We start from the raw sequence: 6,659 nt of genomic DNA, 5'->3' as shown, positions 1-6,659 counted from the left end.
CGCGGGGTCTGGTGTCGCGGGGGCGGTGGTGCGGGCCGTCGTGGCGGCGTTCGCACCGGATTCCGCCGTGCCTGCTGGCCTGGGGTCGCTCATGGCTGCGCCCTTTCCGGTTCCGGTGGCGGGCCGCTCGGAACTCATCGGGCCGCCGGGTCGACGGCCGCCGTCGTGAGGACGGGATCCTTGGTGCGCCGGGCGGCGGCACGCCGGTTGACGTCGAGACGTCGCTCCACCTGCCGCAGGGCGAAGGTGAACAGCGTGGTCAGGACGAGGTAGTGGACGGCCGCCGCGCCGAGCGATCCGACGTAGTCGAAGTCGGCGGCGGCCTGGCGCTGCGCGGTGAGCATCAGGTCCTGGACGCTGACCACGGAGGCCAGTGCCGAGGTCTTGAGCATCCCGATGAACTGGTTGCCGGTGGGCGGCAGGATCAGCCGGGTGGCCTGCGGGAGGACCACCCAGCGCAGGATGCCCGCCTCGGACAGCCCGAGCATCCGCGCCGCCGTGCGCTGGCCCCGGTCCACACCGAGCAGGCCGCCCCGGACGATCTCCGCCATGTAGGCGACCTCGTTCAGGCTGAGCGCGATGACGGCGCAGGTGAACGGGGACAGGCTCAGCCCCCACAGCGGCAGGACGTTGAAGACGAAGATGAGCTGGAGCAGGACCGGCGTGCCCCGGAAGAACCAGATGTACGCGTCGGCGAGCCAGCGGACCGGAGCGAACGGTACGCCCTTGGCCAGCGCGAGCAGTACGCCGCCCACGATGCCCAGCGCCATCGACAGGACGGTGAGGACGAAGGTGAGCAGGGACGCGGTGAGGAAGTCGGCGGAGACCGCCTTGTGCAGGAACTCCATGTCAGGAACCACTCGACGTGGCGGAGGAGGCGGAGGTCGAGGCGGTGGTGGAGGGTGCGGCCGAGGAGGCGAAGTAGTCGGACTCCTGCGGCAGTTTGTACTTCTTCAGCAGTTCCGCGTAGCCACCGGAATCGACGAACCGCTTCAGCGCCTGGCTGATGGCGGTCTTGGTCGACGTGTCGCCCTTGCGTACCGCGATACCGATCTCGGTCTCGTTCTTGAAGGTCGCCGCGAGGGTGAACTTGTCCTTGGTGGCGGCGAGGGTGGCCGCGGCGCCGGGAGTGGAGGTGTCGAAGGCGTCCGCGCGGCCCGACTGGACGGCGAGCATCGCGTCCTGGTTGTTGGGCAGCGACATGATCTTCATCTCCGGGCGGCCCCGCTGCTTCAGCTCCTTGTTGTACGCGGTCATGTACGTCTCGCCGATGGCGCCGCGGGTGACGGCGACGGTGCGCCCGGAGAGGTCGTCGGGGACCCTGGATATCTTCTTGGGGTTGCCCTTGGGGGTCAGCAGGGTCTCCCCGATGACCAGGTACGGGACGAAGTCGACCTGCTTCTCGCGCTCGGGCGTGATGTACATGGCCGAGTTGATGATGTCGGTGCGTTTCCCCGCCAGCGCCGGAATGAGGCCGTCGAAGTCGATGTCGAGCGCCTTGGGCTTGAGCCCCATGGACGCGGACAGCGCCGCGACCATGTCGATGTCGAAGCCCTGGGGCTGCCCGCCCGTGCCCTGGGACTCGAAGGGCGGGAAGCTCGCCGCCGTGCCGTAGGTCAGGGTGCCGGACGAGGCGAGGTTCTTCGGCGGCGCGACATCGGCCGGGCCGGCCGGCGCCGCCGTGGTGGAACCACCGCATGCGGACAGCGCGGCCATCAGGACAACGGCGGTGCACACTGCGGCCGTTCGCGTGTTTCTTGCTCTCACCGGACTGCTCCCTACTGGCGTTCTCCCTGTTCAGGAGGTTCTGTAAACAGTTGCCAGTCACTGTGTCCGGGGGGAATGTCGGCACAGTTGCCGCTCTGTTAAAGCGGAGTTCCCGCTTCGGCCGGAATCCGGCCCTCGCCGAAACACACCGGACACACCGGTGGCCCCGGCGAGGTGTTCACCTCGCCGGGGCCACCGGTAGCGGAAGGGGGAGCTGGGGTCTTTCGTTTGGATCAGGTCGGATGAGGGAGCGGGGTCTGGTGCCGTGGATCGCAAGGCGGAGGAGGGAGCCCACGCGGAGCGTAGGCGACTGACGACAACGCGGCGAGGCGCGGCACCAGGGCTCGCGAGCCCGGCATGATCCAAACGAGAGGCTCTAGACCGCCCGGAGGTACTGGACGGGGACCGCCACGTCGGCGGACAGCTCGCGCGCCGCGCGCCGGGCGAAGTACGGGTCGCGCAGCAGCTCGCGCCCGATCAGCACCACGTCCGCCCGGCCCGCGGCGACGATCTCCTCCGCCTGCCGGGGCTCGGTGATCAGGCCGACCGCGCCGACCGGCATACCGGTCTCCTTCTTGACCTGCTCGGCGAAGCCCACCTGGAAGCCGGGGGACGGCACGATCCTGGCGTCCGGGGCGCTGCCGCCGGTGGAGGTGTCGAGCAGATCCACCCCGTGCGCGACCAGATCGGCCGCGAACCGGACGGTGTCCTCGGCGGTCCAGCCCTCGCGCGCGTCCTCCTCGTTCTCCGAGAGCCAGTCGGTGGCGGAGATGCGGAAGAGGACCGGCAGCTCCCGCGGCCACACCTCGCGTACGGCGTCCACGACGCGCAGCGCGAACCGGGTGCGGTTCTCGTAGGAGCCGCCGTACTCGTCGGTGCGGCGGTTGCTGTGGGGCGAGAGGAACTGGTTGATCAGATAGCCGTGGGCGCCGTGGACCTCGACCACCTCGAACCCGGCCGCCAGCGCCCGGCGGGCGGTGGCGGCGAACTGCTCGACGATCTCGTCGATCCCGGCCACCGACAGCTCCTGGGGCACGGTCGACGCGGAGTCGAAGGGGACCGGGCTCGGCGCCACGGGCGTCCAGCCGTGCTCCTCACCGGGCGGGATCGGGGCGCCGCGGTCGACCCAGGGCCGCTGGGTGGATGACTTGCGCCCGGCGTGGGCGATCTGGATCGCCGGCACACTGCCCTGACTCTTGAGGAAGGCGGTGACGCGCCGGAACGCCTCGGTCTGCCGGTCGTTCCACAGCCCCAGGTCCCAGGCGCTGATCCGCCCCTCGGGGCTCACCGCGGTGGCCTCGGCGAGGATCAGCCCGGCCCCGCCCGCGGCGCGGGCGGCCAGGTGCTGGAGGTGCCAGTCGTTGGGCGCGCCCTCCTCGACCCCGTCGGGGGCGGCCGAGTACTGACACATCGGCGCCATCCAGAGACGGTTGGGGATGGTCAGTGACCTCAGGGTGTACGGCTCGAACAGGGCGCTCACGGGGGCTCCGTTTCCTGTGCTGCGGAGGGACACTCCTGCTAATGACTCGGCTAGTACGATATATTCCGTACTACGAAGCCTGTCAAATAAAAAGCCCAGCCGAGGACGCCGGTACCCCTCCTGGGAGGCGGGCGCCGCGCTCCGGTGCGCCCGGGTGAGCGCGTGGCCCCTATGGCCGTAGGTCAGTAGAGTGAGGCCCGTGACAGCGAGACCGTTGAGTGAAGTTGTTGAGCCCGGATGGGCGCAGGCCCTGAGCCCTGTCGCCGAACGCGTCGCCGGGATGGGCGACTTCCTGCGTGCGGAGGTCGCGGCGGGCCGTACCTATCTGCCCGCCGGAGCGAACGTACTGCGCGCCTTCCAGCAACCCTTCGACGAGGTAAGGGTCCTGATCGTGGGTCAGGACCCCTATCCGACGCCCGGCCACGCGGTGGGGCTGAGCTTCTCGGTGGCGCCGGAGGTGCGACCGCTGCCGGGCAGCCTGGAGAACATCTTCCGGGAACTGCACACGGACCTGAGCCTGCCACGCCCCTCGAACGGCGACCTGACACCGTGGACACAACAGGGCGTGCTCCTGCTCAACAGGGCCCTGACCACGGCGCCCCGCAAACCGGCCGCGCACCGGGGCAAGGGCTGGGAGGAAGTGACCGAGCAGGCCATCCGCGCCCTGGCCGCGCGGGGCAAGCCGCTCGTCTCCATCCTGTGGGGGCGCGACGCGCGCAACGCCCGCCCGCTGCTGGGCGACTACCCCGCGATCGAGTCCGCGCACCCCTCGCCCATGTCCGCCGACCGCGGCTTCTTCGGCTCGCGGCCCTTCAGCCGCGCCAACGACCTGCTGATCGGCCAGGGGGCGCAGCCGGTGGACTGGCGGCTGCCGTGAGCACGTCCACGGGCCGCGGGTGAGCAGGTCCGCCGCCCGGCGGTCGTTCCCCGAGGTACGACCGCCGGGCCGGTGAAGGGACCGGCCACCGGCTCCACGGCACCGCGGGCGGCACAGCTCGCCGACGACGTACCGGGCGGGCCGCACGCGACCGGCGTGGCCGAGGTCGGGTCCACACGCCCGCCGCAGAACGTCCACGCGCGTCGTCGGCGGCGGCTCCCTCGTGGAACGGCTCGAAGTGACCTGCGTCCCCTCTGTCCTGGCGGTCGGCCGCACCCCGGTCATCCTCTCGGCTCTCCCCTCACCCGTCCCCTCCGCTCCCCACCTCTTCCGTCCCTCCTCGCAGACGGCCCAACGGGTCCGGCCCGTGCGGCCGTTCACCGCGGGAGCCCCGTCGGAAAGCTCCGGTGCCCGTTGTCCCTCGTGTCTCCGGTGACCGAGCCGCCCGTCGTGAGCGGAGCCCCGGCGTGAGCTGGGTGCTGGGTGTGGACTCGGGCGGCTCCGGGGTGCGGTTCGCCCTGGGCTCGACCGCCGCGGGCGGTACGGACCGTACGGGAGGCCCGCCAGGCCCCGGCGGTGTGACGACCGTCGCCACCACCACCTCGGCGGAGCCGGTGCGCACCGGGCCCCGCGGTCTCGACCCGGCGGATCTGCTGGCGCGGCTGCTGCCCGCCGTGGACACCCTGCTGGCGCGGGCGGACCGGTCGTGCTCGACGCGGTCGCGATCGGCGCGGCCGGAATGGCGACGCTCGGCGCCGCGCTGCGGGCCGAGCTGCCCGGTGCGCTGGAACACGCCCTCGGTGTGCGCCGCCTTGCGCTCGCGGCCGATGCCGTCACCGCGTACGCCGGAGCGCTCGGGCAGCGCCCGGGAGCGGTGGTCGCGGCCGGTACGGGAATGATCGCCCTGGGTACGGATCTGACCGGCTGGCGCCGTGCCGACGGGTGGGGGCATCTGCTCGGTGACTGCGGCGGCGGCGCCTGGATCGGCCGGGCCGGACTCGAAGCGGCGATGCGCGCGTACGACGGGCGGCCGGGTGGTTCGCCCGCACTGCTGTCCAGGATGGAAGTGGTTTTCGGGCCCGCGCCCGAGCTGCCGGGGCTGCTCTATCCGCGTTCCGACCGGCCCGCCGTGCTCGCCTCGTTCGCGCCGGAGGTGGCCGCGCTCTCCGGGGACGACCCGGTGTCGGCGGGAATCCTCGCGGCGGCCGCAGCCCGGATCGCGGAGTCGGCCGCCGCGGCCTGCCCGCCGGAGGGCCCGCGCGAAGTCGCCCTGACCGGCGGCCTGTTCAAACTCGGCGATCCCCTCCTCGTGCCCGTGCGGGCCGAACTGGCAGACCGGCTGCCGCACGCCACGACGGTGCCCGCGGGGACCGGCCCGCTGGGCGGGGCGCTTCTCGTCGCGGCGGCGCTGGCGACGGGCTCGCTGACACTGCCGCGCGATCCCGGATTGCTCAACGTACCGACAGAACAGGACAGATGAGGGGAAAATTACCTAACGGATAAATAAGGACAGATGGTTCGCGACTGCCCCCTCCCCGAACAGCCACACCCACAAAACCAGTAGCATTCGACGCCATGAGCACCCCCACTGGGCCCGCATCCGGCCTGCCTGTACGAATGCCGCGCCCCCGCCAGTCGGGGCGCCACCGCCGTCCCGAACCGGTGGCGGCCCCCGAAGGGGCGGCCGCGCTGGTCCTCGCCGTGCCCGGCACCCCTTCGGCCGCCGTGCGCGGGCTGGCCGAAGAGGTCATCAGCATCGCCCGTTCCGAGCTGCCCGGCCTCGACGCGGCCATCGGTTTCCTCGACGGCGACGACGAGGAGTACCCGACCCTGCTGTCCGTCCTGACCGGGACCGCGGCGCTGCGCGCCGAGCGTTACGAGCTGGCGCGGGCCGCCGGTCGCGAGGTCGCCGAGCCCGAGGGCCCGGCCGCCGTCGTCGTACCGCTGCTGGCCGGCCCCGACAGCACCCTGATCACCCGCATAGGCGAGGCCGTCGCGGAGAGCGGCACCACCGTCGAGCTGACCGACGTCCTCGGTCCGCACCCGCTGCTCGCCGAGGGGCTGCACGTGCGCCTGTCGGAGGCCGGTCTCGCCCGCGCCGACCGTGCCAGGCTGTTCACGGTCGCCACGGCGGCCGACGGGATCATCCTGGCCACGGTGGGCGGCAAGGAGTCCGTACAGACCGCCGGGATCACCGGGATGCTGCTGGCCGCGCGGCTGGCCGTGCCGGTGATGGCCGCCGCGCTCGACGAGGACGGCTCGGTCGTCGCCATCGCCGAGCAGCTGCGCGAGGCGGGTTCGACCCAGCTCGCGCTGGCCCCGTACCTGGTCGGCCCCGAGCTGCCCGAGGGGCTGCTCGACGCCGCGCTCAAGGAGGCGGACTGCGCCGCCGCCGAGCCGCTGGGCGCGTACCCGGCGATCGGCAAGCTGGTGCTGTCGAAGTACGCGTCGGTGCTGGGCATCAGCACGCAGCCGCAGGGGGCTCCGGCACACTGAACGGCCGCGCGGCACCGGCCGCGACCAGGGCGACCAGTG

The 6,659-nt window shown here is 72.2% G+C and carries 5 protein-coding genes and 1 pseudogene; 3 read left to right on the top strand and 3 right to left on the bottom strand.

Going from position 1 to position 6,659, the window contains the following annotated elements; genetic code table 11:
- Positions 1-134: 134 nt before the first annotated feature.
- The 3 genes from DVH02_RS27915 to DVH02_RS27900 form a co-directional block, all read right to left on the bottom strand.
- Positions 135-848: an amino acid ABC transporter permease gene (locus tag DVH02_RS27915; RefSeq protein WP_114626629.1), complete on the bottom strand. Its 714-nt coding sequence runs from the start codon at positions 846-848 to the stop codon at positions 135-137.
- A 1-nt stretch (position 849) separates the two neighbouring features.
- Positions 850-1,716 carry an ABC transporter substrate-binding protein gene (locus DVH02_RS27910; RefSeq protein ID WP_233518502.1) on the bottom strand — a complete coding sequence of 289 codons (867 nt, stop codon included), beginning with the start codon at positions 1,714-1,716 and terminating at the stop codon, positions 850-852.
- A 427-nt stretch (positions 1,717-2,143) separates the two neighbouring features.
- On the bottom strand, positions 2,144-3,247 hold the full coding sequence (locus tag DVH02_RS27900) for an NADH:flavin oxidoreductase/NADH oxidase (RefSeq protein ID WP_114626627.1): 1,104 nt from the start codon (positions 3,245-3,247) through the stop codon (positions 2,144-2,146).
- A gap of 199 nt (positions 3,248-3,446) precedes the next feature.
- Here DVH02_RS27900 and DVH02_RS27895 point away from each other — a divergent pair, with 199 nt between their 5' ends.
- From DVH02_RS27895 to DVH02_RS27885, 3 genes and pseudogenes are all read left to right on the top strand, one after another.
- Complete coding sequence (locus tag DVH02_RS27895; protein WP_114626626.1) at positions 3,447-4,124, top strand: uracil-DNA glycosylase; 678 nt, start codon at positions 3,447-3,449, stop codon at positions 4,122-4,124.
- 467 nt (positions 4,125-4,591) lie between these two features.
- A pseudogene (locus DVH02_RS27890) lies at positions 4,592-5,604 on the top strand (N-acetylglucosamine kinase).
- Positions 5,605-5,699: 95 nt separating this feature from the next.
- A complete protein-coding gene (locus tag DVH02_RS27885) occupies positions 5,700-6,620 on the top strand; it encodes a sirohydrochlorin chelatase (protein ID WP_114626625.1) in 921 nt (306 codons plus the stop codon).
- Positions 6,621-6,659 lie beyond the last annotated feature (39 nt).

This window comes from Streptomyces corynorhini, from assembly GCF_003346515.1.
GTDB lineage: Bacteria > Actinomycetota > Actinomycetes > Streptomycetales > Streptomycetaceae > Streptomyces > Streptomyces corynorhini.
The sequence above is the reverse complement of the archived record's forward strand: the minus strand, read 5'-3'. Positions and strand labels throughout refer to the sequence as shown.

What these genes read in the sequence shown, in the direction of transcription:
- DVH02_RS27915 (WP_114626629.1), bottom strand. Translation starts at nt 848, where the DNA reads ATGGAGTTCCTGCACAAGGCGGTCTCCGCCGACTTCCTCACCGCGTCC.
- DVH02_RS27910 (WP_233518502.1), bottom strand. Translation starts at nt 1,716, where the DNA reads ATGGCCGCGCTGTCCGCATGCGGTGGTTCCACCACGGCGGCGCCGGCC.
- DVH02_RS27885 (WP_114626625.1), top strand. Translation starts at nt 5,700, where the DNA reads ATGAGCACCCCCACTGGGCCCGCATCCGGCCTGCCTGTACGAATGCCG.